This window comes from Flavobacterium urocaniciphilum, assembly GCF_900110615.1.
GTDB classification, from domain to species: domain Bacteria; phylum Bacteroidota; class Bacteroidia; order Flavobacteriales; family Flavobacteriaceae; genus Flavobacterium; species Flavobacterium urocaniciphilum.
Genome location: NZ_FOEI01000006.1, coordinates 52,824 through 70,448 on the forward strand (window position 1 = coordinate 52,824; position 17,625 = coordinate 70,448).

The window sequence follows — 17,625 nt, forward strand, 5'->3', positions numbered from 1 at the left end:
AGGAATTTTTTTGCCACAAAGAGGTATAAAAAAAGAGCGACATTTCTGTCGCTCTTTTTATTTGTTATGTTAAAAGGTAATAATTTATTGTATTCTCTTTATTAATATGCTACCACCGCCGTGAAACACAATTTTATCATTACCATCAAAATACATGTTTTTTAAACCATATGATATATTTGCAGAATTAGTATCAGTATCTTTAAATATTCCATTATTCGCAAATGTTGAATCAATAATCCCTAAATTATTTATTTTAATAATAGTTGAATTGTCGCCACCTGTATAAGAAAAACCTCCAATATAATAATCATTTCCTTTAGCTAACACTTTTGAAGCATTAAAATCAGGTATAATTGTTTCAACATCTAAATAACCATTCGTACCAAAATTTGTGTCTAAAGTTCCATTGGTATTAATCTGAACTAATCTTTTATTTGAATACACTAATAATTTTCCGTTATCCTGAATAACAATATTCAATTTATTGGTTGGCTGGTTGAAAAATGGAACCATATTAACCATTCCGTTGGTACCAAATGTTGTATCAAAAACACCTGTATTATTTACTTTTGATAATGTAATTATTTGATTTGCAACATTAAAAACATCCAATTTTAAACTAACGGTATAATTATATCCTAAATTATCGCTAATAATTTCTTCTGTATTTTCTAAACTCGGATATGAAGAATAATTGGAAATGTTTAATAAAATAGGATCATTATAATTAGTATCACTTTGACCGTTAGTATTGAATTTTTCTAAAAGAATTTTTGGTTCTGGATTCGTAATGTATGAGGCAACAACATATTTATTATCTGATGTTATTTGTAACCCAAAAATATTCATTAAATTTTTCTTTTTAACACTACCTAAATTACCAAAAGTATAATCGATTTTACCATTTTGATCGAATTTAGAAATAAGTGTCTTATATCCGTTTGTTATAGTTGAAGTCATACTACAAATTAAATTTCCATCGTTGTCAATTCTGAAATCTCTAACGTTGGGAATTTTCCCATTCAAACCAAATGCTGTATTTACTTTAAAATTCGAATCTAATTGATATAAATCGCCAGTAAAAGAATTGTCATTTACATAGGTTAATCCGTAATATATATTGTTCTGCTTTATGATTTTATTTAAAACTAAGTTGGTGTAATTATTATAACACGCTGTAGGAAATGAATTCGAATTTGTTGAAGGAATGCTCAAAAAAGTAGAAGTTCCACCCAAACAGTTGCTAAATTTTACTACGGCATGTACTTTTGTTAATGCAGATCCTAAAACCATATCTGAAGGTTTTATTGTAGCGGAAATAATTTCTGATTCAAAAAGTGTATAATCTGTAGGGAATTGAAAAGATGTCGAATTTTGAAGTGTAAAACTATTGTCTAAAGAAAAGCAAAAACTCCATAATCCTGTTTTTCTGGTAATGATATTATATTGAGCATCATAACTTCTTTTAAATGCCGAACCATAAATATAAACGCGTTCATTAATATTGTCATAAGCCATACAATTGATTTCTTCATCTTCAGGAACATAAGTTGAAGGATTGTATTGATAAAAACCTAAAGATTTAATAAATGCTCCAGGAATAACACCATTTGAAGCAGAAGTGTCTAAGATACCGTTTGAAGTATATTTGAAAACAGAAAAATTGTATGAGTACAGATTTGAAAATCCGAAATCGCCGCCTGTTGTATATGCTTTTCCTCCAATTAAAATACTACCATCTGTGGTTAAAATCATCGAATTTCCTGTATTATCATAATTGTTAATATCTTTAATTACGATTCCGTTAGAACCAAAATTGGTATCGGTTGTACCATTAGTATTTAAACGAGTTATGAAAAAATCTATAGTATTTCCGTTTAAACAATTTCCAGCTATTAAAATTTTACCATCTGGTTGAATTGCCAATGAAGTTGGTTTTGTAGTTTGTGCTATTTGAAAAATATAAAACCCTTTTTGATTGAAAGTTCTGTCTAAATATCCTTCTGCAGTGTATCTAATTATTACACCATTTGTTCCACTATAACCTAAAACTACAATTTTATTATCCGATTGTAATTTTATAGCCACACCTTCTTCATCTGTTTCTTTGGTGTCGAAGATTATTTTCCCATCATAATTTAAGGCATTTCCAGCAGCTATTTCAGTATTATTAGTTGTTTTCGAAATATAAATGGCTTTATTGTTGTCTTCTTTAGAAGTATATCCGGTTGTAAATAAAATATTGCTTGCATTATACAAACCATCTTTAACAACGGTTTTATTGTTCCAAACAGTGTTAGAATTTTGTATTCCATTAGTACTATTAATAACTGGCAAAATACCACCATTAACTAAATCATTTCCTAAATGCGTAAGTGTTCCAGTGCTTGTAAAAAGTGCTTTAATTGTTCCTCTTGGATTACCATCACCATTATAATAAGTAATTTTAGAAGCTTTATTTATACCATTATTTCCAAAACTAGTATCTAAAATCCCTTGTTGTGCGTGTAATATTTGAAAAGCAAATAGTAGACAAATTAAATTATATTTAAATTTCATGATTATTTTTTTATTATTTTAAAAGTATTAAGATAATTGTCTGAAGAAATTTTAAGGAAATATATCCCAGTAGCATATTTTTCTAATTCATTAATTGTTAATGTGTTATTATTTACATTAGAAAAATTAGAAGAATAAATTTCTGTACCATTTATGTTATACAAAGAAATCTTTCCATTTGATACATCAAGATTTTTAAAATCAATGGTAAAACTTTCTGAAAAAGGATTTGGATAAATAATTGATTTGTCTGAAATATCATCTAAACTTGTAATTGAAAGAAATTGATTTTCAATTAAATAAGCATTAATATAGTAATCATTCAGATTTACGGTTCTATGATAAGCTACATATAATTTATCGTTTAAAACTTTTGCTTTAGCGATAGGTGTGAAGTCGTTTATTAGATCAATTGAAATGTTTCCAAAAGTAGTGTTTATACTACCATCTGAATTTATTAATGATGTTGTAATAAAATTATCATTATTATTGTTTTCACTAATTTGAGTAACTAAAAATTTATTATTGTCTAGAAATTGAACATTTTGTAATCTTAAATCACAACCTAAACAATTGTTGAATTGAATATAACCAGTTGAATTAAAATTCAATAAAAGATTACCATTCATGTCAATTTTATAAATTCTTGCATATCCAATGTTTTGAGCTGTCATATAACTTCCATTTACTAACATTATTATGGAATTATCTGCAAGAACTTTAAAATCACTAGCATAAAGATTACTTTCTGTAGCATTTGGGTTATATGGCATGTTAATTCTTTTAATTCCAAAACTCGAATCAAAAACACCATTTGCACTATACTTTGCGATAATTACTTTGTTCGAATTAAAATTTGGATTAGATGAATCTCCTATGCATATAATTGAATTATCACTTAAAATTTGAGCGGATGTGAACTTTTCAAAAGTATTGTTGTCATCCAATGTTGTGATGCCATTAATTCCAAAAGAAAGGTCGTGAAAACCATCTGAATTTAGTTTTTCAATACAAAAATCATTTACTGTATTTCCAAATAACAAAATTTGCTGATTTGGTGTTAGCAACATTTTGTTAATGTTTTTAGATTCTACAGTAACCTTTCCGTTAAAACCAAAATCAGTATCAATTGAACCATTAGAATGTAAACGAGTTAAAACGCCACGTGAATTATTTGCTGTATTTCCAGCAATTAAAATTTTACCATCATTTTGGATAACAACTGAAGTTGGATTTGAGTTTTGGTACGAATCGAAATTTAAAATAATTTTTCCGTTGATTCCGAAAGTGTTATCGAAACTACCATCTTCATTGTATTTGATGATTGCAAAACCATCTAAATTGGAGTTTAAAGTAATCTTACTATTTCCAAATAATAAAACTTTACCATTTTGTAAAAGTTGTAAATCACTAAATAAATCATAGTCATAAGCATAATCTGTACTTATGGTTCCATTCGTGCCAAAATTTGGATTTATTTGTTGACTATAACCAATTATTGGTAACAATAATAGGAGTAAAATCTTTTTGATCATTAATTTTTGTTTTTGATGTTTTACTTTAAGATTTTTAAAATTCACCTTTCAGAACAAATGGTAAATTTGAATGAAGTGTTTCTTTGTCAGTTTATTACTTTCGTAATGCAGTAATGTTAAATCTCAGACAAATATAACATAAAATAGTAATTTCTTACAAAATATAACAAGTAATTTTCGAGTAATTCTAAATAAGCTATAAGCTGTTATATAATTTAACTAATTTAAAAATTGCCTCAAAAAATGTCATAAAAATTTCATTCAGATAAAAAAATAACAAGCAAAATGTTTTGAGAATTTTAGAAAAAAAAAGAGCGACATTTCTGTCGCTCTTCGTATTATTTATTTTGGTTTTCTATCCATTTTCTTGCGTTAACAAAGGCTTCTAACCATGGCGTAACTTCGTCTTTCTGGTTTCTTTCTGGGTAATTCGCCCAGTTCCAAGGGAAAGTAGAACGCTCAATATGTGGCATCGTAACTAAATGTCTTCCCGTTGCATCACATAACATTGCTGTGTTATAATCGGAACCATTCGGATTAGCAGGATAACCTTCATAACCGTATTTCGCTACAATATTATAGTTGTCTTCGCTCATTGGTAAATTAAATTTTCCTTCACCATGCGAAATCCAAACTCCTAATGTTAAACCTTCTAAACTAGAAAGCATCACCGAATTGTTCTTTTGAATTTTTACAGAAGTAAAACCACTTTCGTGTTTATGAGAATCGTTGTGTTTCATTTTTCCATGAACTTCATGTTCCGGATTAATTAACTCTAATTCCATCATTAACTGACAACCATTACAAATTCCTACCGAAAGGGTATCTTCTCTTTTAAAGAAGTTTTTCAAGGCTGTATTGGCTTTTTCGTTGTATAAGAAAGCACCTGCCCAACCTTTAGCCGAACCTAATACATCCGAGTTAGAGAATCCACCAACAGCTCCAATAAACTGAATGTCTTCTAATGTTTCACGACCAGAAATTAAATCGGTCATGTGAACGTCTTTTACATCAAAACCAGCTAAATACATAGCGTTTGCCATTTCTCTTTCAGAATTACTTCCTTTTTCACGAATTATCGCTGCTTTTGGTCGGTCATTGCGAGAAGCTGGCGACGAAGCAATCTGTTCTAAATTGCCACTAAAGTTTTCTGGGAACTTAAACTGTAACGGTTGATTTGCAAAGTTTTCAAAACGCTCTTTTGCTTTTCCGTTTTTAGTTTGTTTTTGATCTAATAAATAAGACGTTTCAAACCACGTTTTTCTGTAAGCTTTAACGTCAAAAGTAAAGGTATCATTAAAGTTTGAAAGCGTTACCGTTTCAGAATGATTTACCGTTCCGATATTGAAAATTTCAATTCCGTTTGCATTAAATACCGCTTCTACTTCAGCATCTGCTTGGAATACTACAGCAATATTTTCAGAAAATAATAATTTCGTAGTATCGGCTTCGTTAATTGAAGATAAATTTAAGTTGGCTCCTAAATTAACATCTGCAAAACACATTTCTAATAAAGTAGTTACTAAACCACCACTTCCTACATCGTGTCCGGCTTTAATTTTTCTTGCTTTAATTAAATCTTGTAAGGTATTAAATGCTTTTTTGAAATAATCAGCATTTTTAATAGTTGGCGTTTCATTTCCAACTTTATTTAAGATTTGATTGAACGATGAACCACCTAATTTAAAGGCATCTTGCGATAAATTTAAATAATAAATGTTGCCACCGTTATGTTGTAAAACTGGTTCTACAACTTTAGTAATATTAGAACAATTTCCAGCTGCAGAAATGATAACCGTTCCTGGTGCAATTACTTCGTCATTTGGATATTTTTGTTTCATTGAAAGTGAATCTTTTCCTGTTGGAATGTTGATTCCTAATTCGATAGCAAAATCAGAACATCCTTTTACGGCATCATATAAACGAGCGTCTTCACCTTCGTTTTTACAAGCCCACATCCAGTTAGCAGATAAAGAAACCGATTGTAAACCATCTTTTAATGGAGCCCAAACAATGTTAGAAAGTGATTCTGCTATGGCATTTCTACTTCCAGCAACAGGATCAATTAAAGCAGAAATAGGAGCGTGCCCAATAGAAGTAGCAATTCCTTCTTTTCCTTTAAAATCTAATGCCATTACACCTACATTGTTTAATGGTAATTGTAACGGTCCTGCGCATTGTTGTTTCGCCACTCTACCACCAACACAACGGTCTACTTTATTGGTTAACCAATCTTTACAAGCAACCGCTTCTAAACGCAATACTTGTTCTAAATAGGTTGGGATGTTTGTTGCAGAATATTCGGCATTACTATAATTTCTAGCAACTGATTTGTCTGTCATGATTGTTTTTGGCGAACTTCCAAAAAAGTCTTCCAAAGCATAGTCCATTGGTTTTGCACCAGTAGTTTTCGATTCGAATGTAAATCTATGATCGTTCGTTACATCACCAACTTGATACATTGGAGAACGTTCTCTGTCTGCTATTTTTTGTAACGTATCGATGTCTTTTTCACCAATTACTAATCCCATTCTTTCTTGAGATTCGTTTCCGATGATTTCTTTTGCAGAAAGCGTTGGGTCGCCCACTGGTAATTTATCTAAATCGATTAATCCACCTGTTTCTTCTACTAATTCAGATAAACAGTTTAAGTGTCCACCTGCACCGTGATCGTGAATAGAAACAATCGGATTGTTATCGCTTTCTACTAAACCACGAATGGCATTAGCAGCACGTTTTTGCATTTCTGGATTAGAACGTTGTATAGCGTTTAATTCAATTCCTGAACCAAAAGCTCCAGTATCTGCTGAAGAAACAGCAGCACCACCCATTCCAATTCTATAGTTTTCTCCACCAAGAATAACAATTTTATCGCCTTCTTGAGGTTTCTTTTTAATGGCTTGATCTAATTTTCCATAACCAATTCCACCCGCTTGCATAATTACTTTATCGTAACCAACTTTTCTGTTAGCTTCTTCATGCTCGAATGTTAAGATAGAACCTGTAATTAGCGGTTGTCCGAATTTATTACCAAAATCTGAAGCTCCGTTTGAAGCTTTAATTAAGATGTCCATTGGTGTTTGGTACAACCATTTTCTTTCGTCCATTGCTTTTTCCCATGGACGTTCTTCATTTAAACGAGAGTAAGAAGTCATGTACACCGCTGTTCCTGCTAAAGGTAATGAACCTTGTCCACCTGCTAAACGGTCGCGGATTTCTCCACCAGAACCTGTTGCAGCTCCGTTAAAAGGCTCTACAGTAGTAGGGAAGTTGTGTGTTTCTGCTTTTAAAGATAAAACAGAATCGAATGCTGACTCTTGGTAAAAATCAGGTTTGTCTGCGCTTTTTGGTGCGAATTGCGTTACTTTCGGACCTTTAACAAACGCTACGTTATCTTTATATGCTGATACAATATCGTTAGGATGTGTTTCAGATGTTTTTTTGATTAATTTGAATAATGATGTTGGTTTTTCTTCGCCATCAACAATAAATGTTCCGTTGAAAATTTTATGGCGACAGTGTTCTGAATTGGCTTGTGAGAAAGCAAAGATTTCAGAATCGGTTAATTTTCTACCTAATTTAGTAGATAAATTATTTAAATATTCTACTTCTTCCGGACTCAACGCTAAACCTTCTTGTTGGTTGTACGCCTCGATATCTTCAATATCTAAAATAGCTTCCGGTTGAATGTTAATTGTATAAATTTCTTGATTTAATTCTGAATACTTTTGAGATAACATCGGATCGAAATCATTGAAATCGGCTGAAACTTTTTCGAATTCTTCAATTCTGATAATTCCAGAAATACCCATATTTTGAGTAATTTCAACAGCATTTGTACTCCAAGGTGTTACCATTGCGGCACGTGGACCAACAAAAAAATCCGCTAATACGGATTTATCTATTTTATGTGCGTCGCCAAAAAGCCAGTTTAATTTGTTGATGTCTTCTGATGAAATCTCGTTTTGCGTTTGTACGGCAAATACGATGTTGGATTGGTTCCCGAAGAAATGAATCATATTAATGTAGTTTTATTCCGTTGCGCGCCATACAATTTGGTTCGCCTCGGGTGTGTTGTTGTTTTTGAAAGTGCAAAGTTAAACTTTCTTCTTTAAGTAGAAAAAAAAAGAGCGGTAAAAACCGCTCAAAATTTGAAAATTATGGTAAATATTCATAGGCACCTATATCTGATGAGGTAGCTCGTGAATTTCCTAATATATCATTAAAGGTTGAAAAGGCTACATTCGCATTGTTTCTTGCAATAGAATTCTCACCAATTTTAAAGTTGTTTTTGTTGGTGTTTACAAATTCAGGCTTGTTAATCAATGAAGTAGAAGCGATAAAACAACCTGCGTATTTCGTAGTATCGTTGAAATTATACAACGGATTACTCGCAAATTGATTATTGAAATCGATGAATTTAATTAAGCAATTATCAAACTTATAATTAAATGTGTTTCCGGTTTTCTCTATCGCAATTCCTAAATTAGTAGAACCGTAAAATATACAGTTTTTAAAGTTTGCTTGTGTTAAAGCATACGCCGCCGCTCCATCATAATCGTCCATTACCAAACACGTTTGACTAGGAGCGCCCCAATAGTTAGCAAATGTACAATGTGTGAAATCGTAACTACCACCAAAAGTACAAGCGATACTTGCCTGTCCGCAGTTGTTTACTACCACATTTCTACCTACCATTTTACCTGTTCGAGCTAAAATACCCACATTCGCACAATTGTAAATTTGTACATCTTGCATGTCGATAGTTGGAGTAGGAGTACCATCGTTTCCAGATACTAACATTCCAACTGTAGCATTTTTGATGGTTAAATGATTGATAGTATTACCGTTACTTCCTGGTAAAAACCAAACGGTTCCCCATTGTCCAGCAACGTCAGCATAACCTGGTTCTAAACGATCACCTTCAAAAGTTACTTCGTTATCTATAATTACATTTCCATCGGTGTCATAAGTACTTAATGCGCCGTTTACTTCTAAACTGGCATTGTCGGCAACAATTAATCCCGAATTAGCATGAAAATGTACTTTTGTACCTGCATCTACAACCAAGGTTTCATTTTCTGGAATTTTCGCATAACCATACACTACATAAGGTTTGTTTTTGGTCCAATGCAATTCGTCGCCGTTGGTTGGGTCGGTGTGACTTAAATTGGTTCCTGTTATGTCAATCGGATTTCCATCACCATCCACACCTAAATTAATTTGTTCGTACGTATAATTATTCGGACTACCCGTTCTTTCAGGATAAATGAAAACCGCATCTTGAATTAAGGTTACTAATTCTACTTTTTGGAAATTTACTGAATTTCCAAATTCAATTCTGTCGGTATATAAAAAATCAGTTGGATTGGCATCCGCTACATCTGCAGTAACTTCAATAAAAACAAACATGCTGTCTTTAGCTAATAACTCTACGTTTTGAAATTCTTTTCCCGGAACGCCATCTACCATTAATCGGTATTTTGAGGCTTGTCCTTTTCCTAATCGAACATTAGGAATTGAAATGTTTTTGTCGCTCGTATTATATACTTTTAAGGTGTAAGTACTCGAACCAATATTTGTGAAAACCGTATCTAAATAAACCGTTTCTTTCGAAAAACGAAGTTCTCCAATGCTCGATTCAAAATCAAGCTCGTTTCTACAAGAAGTAACAAAAAGTAAGGTAAATAGACTTAAAATTAAATATAGTTGACGCATTTTTGTGATTTTTTATTTTTTTATTTCGCCACGAAATCGAAGATTCAGCAAAGTTAATTGTCGAATTTTTTTAATTTTAAAATTGTGAATTTATTTCGAATTAATTATCTACAAAGTCGATACAAATCAAATTTTGACAAATTTTTAATTCGTGAATTCGTGGCAACAAAATCTATAACGAAAAAAAGCAGCTTTTCTTATGCTTTTATTCGAAATATTAATTTGTAACTTTGTAAAAATAACGATTTATGTTTAATAAAGAAGAATTTTTAAAACTTTGTAACGAGTGGTCTAAAAACACTTTGATGCAAACGCTTGAAATTGAGTATATTGATGCAGGTGAGGATTTTTTAAAAGCTCAAATGCCTGTAAATTCTAGAGTACACCAACCAATGGGTTTATTACACGGTGGTGCTACAGTTGCATTAGCAGAAAGTGTGGGTAGTGCAGCTTCTTTAATGTTTATTAATCCAGAAAAACAAGAAGTACGTGGTATTGAAATTAGCGCCAATCATTTACGAAGTAAGCGTGAAGGTATGGTGTATTGTACGGCGAAAATTATCCATAAAGGAGCAAGTATTCATTTGTGGGAAATTAAAATTGTGGATGAAAACGACAAATTAATTTCTTTATGCAAATTGTCTAATATGGTTTTATCTAGAAGAGATCGATAATGAAATTATTAGACAAAGCCACTTCAAATTTTAATAAGCAATTGCCTTTTGTTTTGTATGCCAAACCAAATGAGCAGATATTGCATGGTTTTTTTCAAGAAAATGATGCATTACATGTTTTTGAAAATCAAAGTGGATTTGTTTTTTCGAGTTTTTACAACCAAACGAATGTTGTTTTTCCAGAATCAGAATCTGAAATTTTTCAAGAAGAAATAAATGTTGAAATTGAAGATGCTTCAGCTTTAATTGAAAATGAATTGGACGAAAATGCCCAGTATTCTTTTAAAAGTATCGTTCGAAAAGCGGTTGCAGAAATAGAAAAAGGTAGTTTTGAAAAAGTAGTGTTGTCTCGAAAAATTGAAATTTCTCAAACGGTTGATTTTATAAAATCGTATCAGAAATTGTTAATCAGCTATCCAACTGCCTTTCGTTATGTATGGTTTCATCCAAAAGTAGGAATGTGGATGGGAGCAACTCCTGAACAATTAGCTAAAATAAATAATAAGACTTTTGAAACGGTTGCATTAGCCGGAACCCAAGTGTTTTCTGAAAATATACTTTGGCAAGAAAAGGAACAAGTAGAACAGCAATTAGTTACCGATTATATTAAAAACAGAATAGGAAATTTTGTAGATAATTTAGCAGTTTCTGATACATACACACATAGAGCCGGTAATTTAGTGCATTTGAAATCGGATATTTCTGGAGAATTAAAACCTTCTTTTTCTGAAATCGAAGTTATACAAGCCATACATCCAACTTCTGCAGTGTGCGGAATGCCTTTGCAAGCAGCCAGAAATTTCATTTTAGAACATGAAAATTATAATAGAAATTATTATTCCGGATTTTTAGGCGAATTTCAAATACAAGAACAAACCAATTTATTTGTAAATTTGAGATGTTGCGAAATTTTCAATGACAATATCAAAAATCAAAATAAAGTGAATATTTATGTAGGTTGCGGAATTACAAAAGATAGTAACGCGAATAAAGAATTTATTGAAACTGAAAATAAAGCGAAAACAATTTTAAGAGTCTTAGTTTTTAAGTAACAAAGTAACAAAGAAACAAAGTAACAAAGAAGCAAAGAAGCAAAGAAACAAAGAAGCAAAGTAACAAAGAAACAAAGAAACAAAGCAACAAAGAAGCAAAGAAACAAAGAAGCAAAGAAACAAAGAAACAAAGAAGCAAAGAGATTCAAAAAGAAACACTGAAATTCTGTTTAAACGATTAATAATAACTTAGTAACTTTGAAACTATGTTGCTGAGTAACTCAAAATAACTATGAAACTAGATATATTAGCATTCGGAGCGCATCCAGACGATATTGAATTAGGTTGTGCGGGAACTATTGCCAAAGAAATTTCCTTAGGTAAAAAAGTCGGAATTGTCGATTTAACAAGAGGCGAATTAGGTACTCGTGGTACGGCACAAACTCGTGATGCTGAAGCTGCTGATGCCGCTAAAATATTAGGTGTTCATGTTCGTGAAAATCTAAATTTTAGAGATGGTTTTTTTGTAAATGATGAAGCGCATCAAATTGAAATAATAAAAATGATACGCAAATACCAACCTGAAATTGTATTGTGTAATGCTATTGCCGACCGTCATATCGATCATGGAAAAGGGAGTAAATTAGTAAGTGATGCTTGTTTTTTATCAGGTTTATCGAAAATTGAAACCGAATTAAATGGGGAAAAACAATCGCATTACCGACCAAAATTAGTGTATCATTATATACAATGGGTAACTATTGAACCCGACTTTGTTGTAGATATTTCTGGTTTTATGGATAAGAAAATGGAGGCGGTTATGGCGTATAAAACGCAATTTTATGATCCGAATTCATCAGAACCGAACACGCCAATTACCTCAAAAAACTTTTTAGACAGCATAAATTATCGTGCAATGGACCTTGGAAGGCTAGTAGGAGTCGATCATGCGGAAGGATTTACGGTTGAAAGATATTTGACTGTCAATAGTTTAAGTAATTTAATGTAAAAAAGTAAAAAAATATTTTTGCAATATGTAATAAACCACTATATTTGCACCCGTATTTATACATGGTGATTGTAGCTCAGTTGGTTAGAGCGTCGGATTGTGGTTCCGAAGGTCGCGGGTTCGAGACCCGTCTTTCACCCTAAAGCCTCACAGAAATGTGAGGCTTTTTTTATGTCTATTATTTAAAACTAACTTTTTTTCAGTTAATTTGCGTATTATCAATAAATGGAAATGCCAAACTGGAATACCTACATAAAAGAATATCAAAATTATTTGCGATTAGAACGCGGATTATCTGCGAATACGATTGAAAATTATAGTTTTGATATTGAGAAATTAGTTCATTTTCTTTCTCAAAATAATATTGATGTTTCTCCTGTTGCCATTTCGGATGAACAAGTCCAACAGTTTATTTATACGATTTCCACACAAGTTAATGCTCGAAGTCAATCGAGAATCATTTCAGGATTAAAAAGCTTTTTCAATTACTTAATTTTTGAAGATTACCGAAAAGACACTCCTTTAGAATTAATTGAAGTGCCCAAAACGGGAAGAAAATTACCCGATACACTTTCAGTAGAAGAAATTGATTTACTAATTGAAGCTATCGATTTAAGTACACCTGAAGGCGAAAGAAACCGCGCCATGCTCGAAACTTTATACAGTTGTGGTTTGCGTGTTTCAGAATTGGTTACGTTAAAAATTTCCGATTTATTTTTCGATGAAGGTTTTATCAAAATAACCGGAAAAGGAAATAAACAACGCTTTGTTCCAATTGGGAATTCTACTCAAAAGTTTATTTTAATATATAAAGAAGCCATTCGCTCGCATTTGAATATTCAAAAAGGTCATGAAGACACCTTATTTTTGAACCGTCGTGGTAAACAATTAACACGAGCAATGGTATTTACCATCATTAAAGATTTAGCAGTTAAAATTGGGTTGAAAAAGACGATTTCTCCACACACATTCCGACATTCGTTTGCGACACATTTACTAGAAAATGGTGCCGATTTACGTTCTATTCAGTTGATGTTAGGTCACGAATCAATTACCACTACAGAAATTTACATGCATTTAGACCGTAAGTTTTTAGCTGATGTTATGGAGACATTTCATCCTAGAGCGAAATAGGTTTTGAACTAAACATATAAGTCATATAAGTTTTATTTTTAAAGTTTTTCTTAAAGTAAGTTTAAGTTCACTTAAGTTTAGATTTTTGCTATGTTCATTATTTCAAGCGAAGCGTCTTACTATTTTATCCAATTTATTTTAGCCTATGTGGTAAAAAGAAAAAACTTAAATGGTTTATATGTTTGAAATTTCACACATTCAAGCTATGTTTGCTATTTTAAGCGAAGCGCATTTATCCACAATCAAAATTATTTTAGCCTATGTGGTAAAAAGAAAAAACTTATAAGACTTATATGTTTAAAGTTAAATCCTACATAGTTTTTCAGCTGCAGCAATCAATGTTTCGTCTGTTTTAGCAAAACAAAAACGTAGCATTTGTCTGTCGGTATGATCATTATAAAAAACAGAAATTGGAATAGCTGCTACTCCATGTTTTTGAATTAAAGCTGTAGCAAAATCAACATCATTTATATCAGAAATCGATTTGTAATTTACTACTTGAAAATACGTTCCATCACAAGGCAATAATTCGAAACGACTCTCTTTTAACAAGCTTTGAAACAAATCTCTTTTGCGCAAATACATTTTAGAAATTTCACTAAAATCTACAATGTTAAGATATTGAGAAATAACATGTTGTGAAAAACTATTCACACTGAAAACCAAAAACTGATGCACTTTTTTCATTTCTTGCATTAGGTTTTCTGGAGCAATTAAATAACCTACTTTCCAACCCGTAACATGTAACGATTTTCCAAAAGAAGAAGCAATTATGGTACGATGTTTTAATTTATCTCTAGTATTGAAAGAAATATGAGGCTGTGAAAAGGAAATGTATTCATACACTTCATCGCTTAAAACTAAAATATCGGGGTGTTTTTCTAAAATCGTTTCCAAGTTTTCAAAATCTAGTGCTTTCCAAACTTTTCCTGTCGGATTGTGAGGATTATTGACCACAATCATTTTAGTTTTTGGACTAATTGCCGCTTCAATTTTGTTGAAATTTGGCGTATAATCATCATTTAAAGAAACTCGAATGGGTGTGCCACTTGCCACTAAAACAGAAGGTTCGTAACTATCATAACTTGGATCTAAAATTAGCACTTCATCACCATGTGAAATAAACGTATTTATGGCTGTATAAATTCCTTGAGTAGCTCCTGCAGTAATTAAAATCTCGGTATTCGGATTGACTTTTCTAGCATATTCTTTTTCCGTTTGTCGTGCAATTTTCTCCAATAATGAAGGTAAACCCGCCATCGGAGTATATTGATGAATGTTCTCTTTTAAAATGTTTTCAGAGATTTTTATAAGTCTTTCATCTTCTGGAAAATTTGGAAATCCTTGAGATAAATTAATTGCTCCGTATTGATTGGCTAACTGCGACATCACAGAGAAAATGCTAGTTGTTATGTTGGGTAATTTTGACATGTTGTAAAGGTACTAAAATGGAAGTTTTTTAAAAAATATTAAATTTTATTTGGAAAATTAAAAAAATAAGATAAATCTTTGTGTCAGAAAATTAATAACCTTTTAAACGAAGAAAAAATGTTTGTATTTAAATCATTACCTCAAAGCTATGCATCAGTTGGAACTGATGAGGCTCTTCTTCGTGGCTATACGCAATCATAGATAAAACAAAATATATGAAAAAGCCCGAAGACAATTAGTTTCGGGCTTTTTTTTGTCAATTCTAGATCCTTCAAAAAATTTCCCGAAACGTTTCAAAGTTATGCAATGTGCTAAAACAATGCCTTTTTGGTTGGTTTAGTTCAATGTTATGAATCATTTTTAAAATAATCATGGGAAATAAACTATCTGGGAAAGACTTAATCAAATTAGGCTTCCCAAAAAATAATGCTATAAACATTGCCTTAGGGCAAATTAATAGATATCGAAAAAGAGAAAAAAAGGAAAGAATATTAAACGAAGCCAAACAAGTATTATTAAATCCGGAGCAATACAAAGGCGATGGGACTTGGGGAAAAGTGGTGGAAGGTTTAATCAATCCCGTTCAAGTGAAATTCAACGAATTGAAAACCACTCGAGCACCTTTTTCCATCTTTGGAGAAAACGAAATTGATGATCAAGCAAAGTTTCAATTGTATGATGCTCTAAAATTGCCAATTTCAGTTAAAGGGGCTTTAATGCCCGATGCACATTCTGGTTATGGATTGCCAATTGGCGGGGTTTTAGCCACAGATAATGCGGTAATTCCATATGGAGTAGGAGTAGATATCGGTTGTAGAATGAGCTTGTCGATTTTCGATTTGCCAGCGTCTTTTTTCAAAGGGAAAGACCATCAATTGCAAGCGATTTTGAAAGACAATACCAAATTCGGAATGACTGAAACGCATAAAGTAAAAGCGGATCATGAGGTTTTTTATCGAGACGAATTTAAAACGATTCCATTGGTAAAACAATTGTTAGACAAAGCATACAAGCAATTAGGTTCATCTGGAGGAGGCAATCATTTTGTAGAATTCGGAATTGTGAAATTAGACAATCCGTTGCCAGAATGGAAATTAGAAGCTAAAGAATACGTTGCGGTTTTATCACACAGCGGTTCACGTGGATTGGGTGCAAATATTGCAAAACATTACACGTATTTAGCTAGTAAACAATGTCCGTTACCGAAGAATGTTCAGCATTTAGCATGGCTCGATTTGAACACACATGACGGTCAAGAATATTGGATGGCTATGAATTTAGCTGGTGATTATGCAAAGGCTTGTCACGAAGATATTCATAGAAGAATTGCTAAAGCGTTAGGAAAACGAATTGTGGTTACGATTGAAAATCATCACAATTTTGCTTGGAAAGAACAAGTAGATGGTAAAGAATGTATTGTGCACCGAAAAGGAGCTACGCCAGCGGCAAAAGGACAATTGGGAATTATTCCAGGTTCAATGACGGCGCCAGGATTTATCGTTATGGGTAAAGGAAACGAAGACAGTTTACAATCGGCTTCTCATGGAGCTGGACGTTTGTTTTCGAGAGCGAAATGCAAAGCTACTTTTACTCAAAGTCAGATTAAAAAAGTCTTGTCAGATAACGAGGTAACGTTAATTGGAGGAAATATTGATGAAGCACCAATGGCGTATAAAAACATTCATACGGTAATGAATTTGCAAACAGAATTAGTAGACGTGTTGGGAACTTTCACGCCGAAAATTGTTAGAATGGACCGATAGTATGGAGAAGATCATTCAAATTACCTCAGGAAGAGGACCTGCAGAATGTACATGGGTTGTGGCTCAAGTATTGAAAAAAGTGTTGCAAGAAGTAGAATCTTTTGGTTTAGAAGCGACTGTCTTGCAACGCGAAGCAGGTTCGGAAAATGGAACGGTAGCATCAGCTATGGTTCAAATTAAAGGAAAAGATGCTAAAGAGTTTACGAATTCATGGGTTGGAACCATTCAATGGATTGGAAAAAGTACTTTTAGGAAATTTCACAAACGCAGTAATTGGTTTATTGGAATTTTTGAAGTAGATGCAATAAGTACTAAAGCATTTTCTGAAAAAGACATTCAATATCAAGCGATGCGAAGTTCGGGAGCTGGCGGACAACATGTTAATAAAGTGAGTTCGGCAATTCGGGCGACACATTTGCCAACGGGAATTAGTGTGGTGAGTATGGATTCGCGTTCGCAACATCAGAATAAGAAATTGGCAACTGAACGCTTGTTAGTGAAGCTAAACGAAGCGCAATTAGATCTTTTAAAGCAACAATTTCAAAGTCAGTGGATGAATCAAATGGCAGTGGAACGTGGCAATCCGATTCGAACTTTTGAAGGTTCCGATTTTAAGAAACTCAAAATAGAAAAGAAATTTAAACAGGAGCGACAGCGCCTTAAAAACGAATTAAATAAATTTAAAAACACATAGGTACTTAGGTTTAAATCATAAAACTATTTGAAAATAGGAACGCAGATTTAACTGATTTTGCTGATTTTGGTAAGTTGATATGCTTTGCATATTCTGATTTACACGGATTAAAA

Annotated in this window: 11 protein-coding genes and 1 tRNA gene; 7 read left to right on the forward strand and 5 right to left on the reverse strand. The window is 32.3% G+C overall.

The annotated features are described in order from the left end of the window. Positions 1-84: 84 nt before the first annotated feature. From BMY86_RS10590 to BMY86_RS10605, 4 genes are all read right to left on the reverse strand, one after another. Positions 85-2,562, reverse strand: a complete 2,478-nt coding sequence (locus tag BMY86_RS10590) for an NHL repeat-containing protein (protein WP_091468906.1) — start codon at positions 2,560-2,562, stop codon at positions 85-87. 2 nt (positions 2,563-2,564) lie between these two features. After that, the gene (locus BMY86_RS10595) at positions 2,565-4,097 is read right to left on the reverse strand and encodes a T9SS type A sorting domain-containing protein (RefSeq protein WP_143065648.1); all 1,533 of its coding nucleotides are present in this window, start codon (positions 4,095-4,097) and stop codon (positions 2,565-2,567) included. A 338-nt stretch (positions 4,098-4,435) separates the two neighbouring features. Next, complete coding sequence (purL, locus tag BMY86_RS10600; protein ID WP_091468913.1) at positions 4,436-8,116, reverse strand: phosphoribosylformylglycinamidine synthase; 3,681 nt, start codon at positions 8,114-8,116, stop codon at positions 4,436-4,438. A 139-nt stretch (positions 8,117-8,255) separates the two neighbouring features. After that, the gene (locus BMY86_RS10605; RefSeq protein ID WP_091468916.1) at positions 8,256-9,815 is read right to left on the reverse strand and encodes a hypothetical protein; all 1,560 of its coding nucleotides are present in this window, start codon (positions 9,813-9,815) and stop codon (positions 8,256-8,258) included. Between the two features lie 248 nt (positions 9,816-10,063). On the opposite strand from BMY86_RS10605, the gene BMY86_RS10610 reads away from it, so the two are divergent. The 5 genes from BMY86_RS10610 to xerD all read left to right on the forward strand — a co-directional run bounded on the left by BMY86_RS10610 (position 10,064) and on the right by xerD (position 13,624). After that, a complete protein-coding gene (locus BMY86_RS10610; RefSeq protein ID WP_091468918.1) occupies positions 10,064-10,489 on the forward strand; it encodes a PaaI family thioesterase in 426 nt (141 codons plus the stop codon). Continuing rightward, complete coding sequence (locus BMY86_RS10615; RefSeq protein WP_091468921.1) at positions 10,489-11,541, forward strand: chorismate-binding protein; 1,053 nt, start codon at positions 10,489-10,491, stop codon at positions 11,539-11,541. Before BMY86_RS10610 ends, BMY86_RS10615 begins: the two co-directional genes overlap by 1 nt. Positions 11,542-11,773: 232 nt before the next feature. Next, positions 11,774-12,490, forward strand: coding sequence for a bacillithiol biosynthesis deacetylase BshB1 (gene bshB1, locus BMY86_RS10620; RefSeq protein ID WP_091468925.1), 717 nt, complete (start codon positions 11,774-11,776; stop codon positions 12,488-12,490). A gap of 64 nt (positions 12,491-12,554) precedes the next feature. After that, a tRNA-His gene (locus tag BMY86_RS10625) sits at positions 12,555-12,630 on the forward strand. Between the two features lie 91 nt (positions 12,631-12,721). Beyond that, a complete protein-coding gene (xerD, locus tag BMY86_RS10630; RefSeq protein WP_091469176.1) occupies positions 12,722-13,624 on the forward strand; it encodes a site-specific tyrosine recombinase XerD in 903 nt (300 codons plus the stop codon). 303 nt (positions 13,625-13,927) lie between these two features. Here the strand turns inward: xerD and BMY86_RS10635 are convergent, their stop codons facing one another. Next, complete coding sequence (locus BMY86_RS10635) at positions 13,928-15,055, reverse strand: methionine aminotransferase (RefSeq protein ID WP_091468926.1); 1,128 nt, start codon at positions 15,053-15,055, stop codon at positions 13,928-13,930. 371 nt (positions 15,056-15,426) lie between these two features. Here BMY86_RS10635 and BMY86_RS10640 point away from each other — a divergent pair, with 371 nt between their 5' ends. Together BMY86_RS10640 and prfH are read left to right on the forward strand one after the other, a co-directional pair. Next, positions 15,427-16,818: an RtcB family protein gene (locus tag BMY86_RS10640; protein ID WP_091468929.1), complete on the forward strand. Its 1,392-nt coding sequence runs from the start codon at positions 15,427-15,429 to the stop codon at positions 16,816-16,818. Between the two features lies 1 nt (position 16,819). Then, positions 16,820-17,512, forward strand: coding sequence for a peptide chain release factor H (gene prfH / locus BMY86_RS10645; protein ID WP_091468932.1), 693 nt, complete (start codon positions 16,820-16,822; stop codon positions 17,510-17,512). Positions 17,513-17,625 lie beyond the last annotated feature (113 nt).

Excerpts from the sequence above, each read along its gene's own strand:
- BMY86_RS10590 (WP_091468906.1), bottom strand. The coding sequence starts at position 2,562 with ATGAAATTTAAATATAATTTAATTTGTCTACTATTTGCTTTTCAAATA.
- BMY86_RS10605 (WP_091468916.1), bottom strand. The coding sequence starts at position 9,815 with ATGCGTCAACTATATTTAATTTTAAGTCTATTTACCTTACTTTTTGTT.
- prfH (WP_091468932.1), top strand. The coding sequence starts at position 16,820 with ATGGAGAAGATCATTCAAATTACCTCAGGAAGAGGACCTGCAGAATGT.
- BMY86_RS10595 (WP_143065648.1), bottom strand. The coding sequence starts at position 4,097 with ATGATCAAAAAGATTTTACTCCTATTATTGTTACCAATAATTGGTTAT.
- xerD (WP_091469176.1), top strand. The coding sequence starts at position 12,722 with ATGCCAAACTGGAATACCTACATAAAAGAATATCAAAATTATTTGCGA.
- BMY86_RS10640 (WP_091468929.1), top strand. The coding sequence starts at position 15,427 with ATGGGAAATAAACTATCTGGGAAAGACTTAATCAAATTAGGCTTCCCA.
- BMY86_RS10635 (WP_091468926.1), bottom strand. The coding sequence starts at position 15,055 with ATGTCAAAATTACCCAACATAACAACTAGCATTTTCTCTGTGATGTCG.
- BMY86_RS10610 (WP_091468918.1), top strand. The coding sequence starts at position 10,064 with ATGTTTAATAAAGAAGAATTTTTAAAACTTTGTAACGAGTGGTCTAAA.
- bshB1 (WP_091468925.1), top strand. The coding sequence starts at position 11,774 with ATGAAACTAGATATATTAGCATTCGGAGCGCATCCAGACGATATTGAA.
- BMY86_RS10615 (WP_091468921.1), top strand. The coding sequence starts at position 10,489 with ATGAAATTATTAGACAAAGCCACTTCAAATTTTAATAAGCAATTGCCT.
- purL (WP_091468913.1), bottom strand. The coding sequence starts at position 8,116 with ATGATTCATTTCTTCGGGAACCAATCCAACATCGTATTTGCCGTACAA.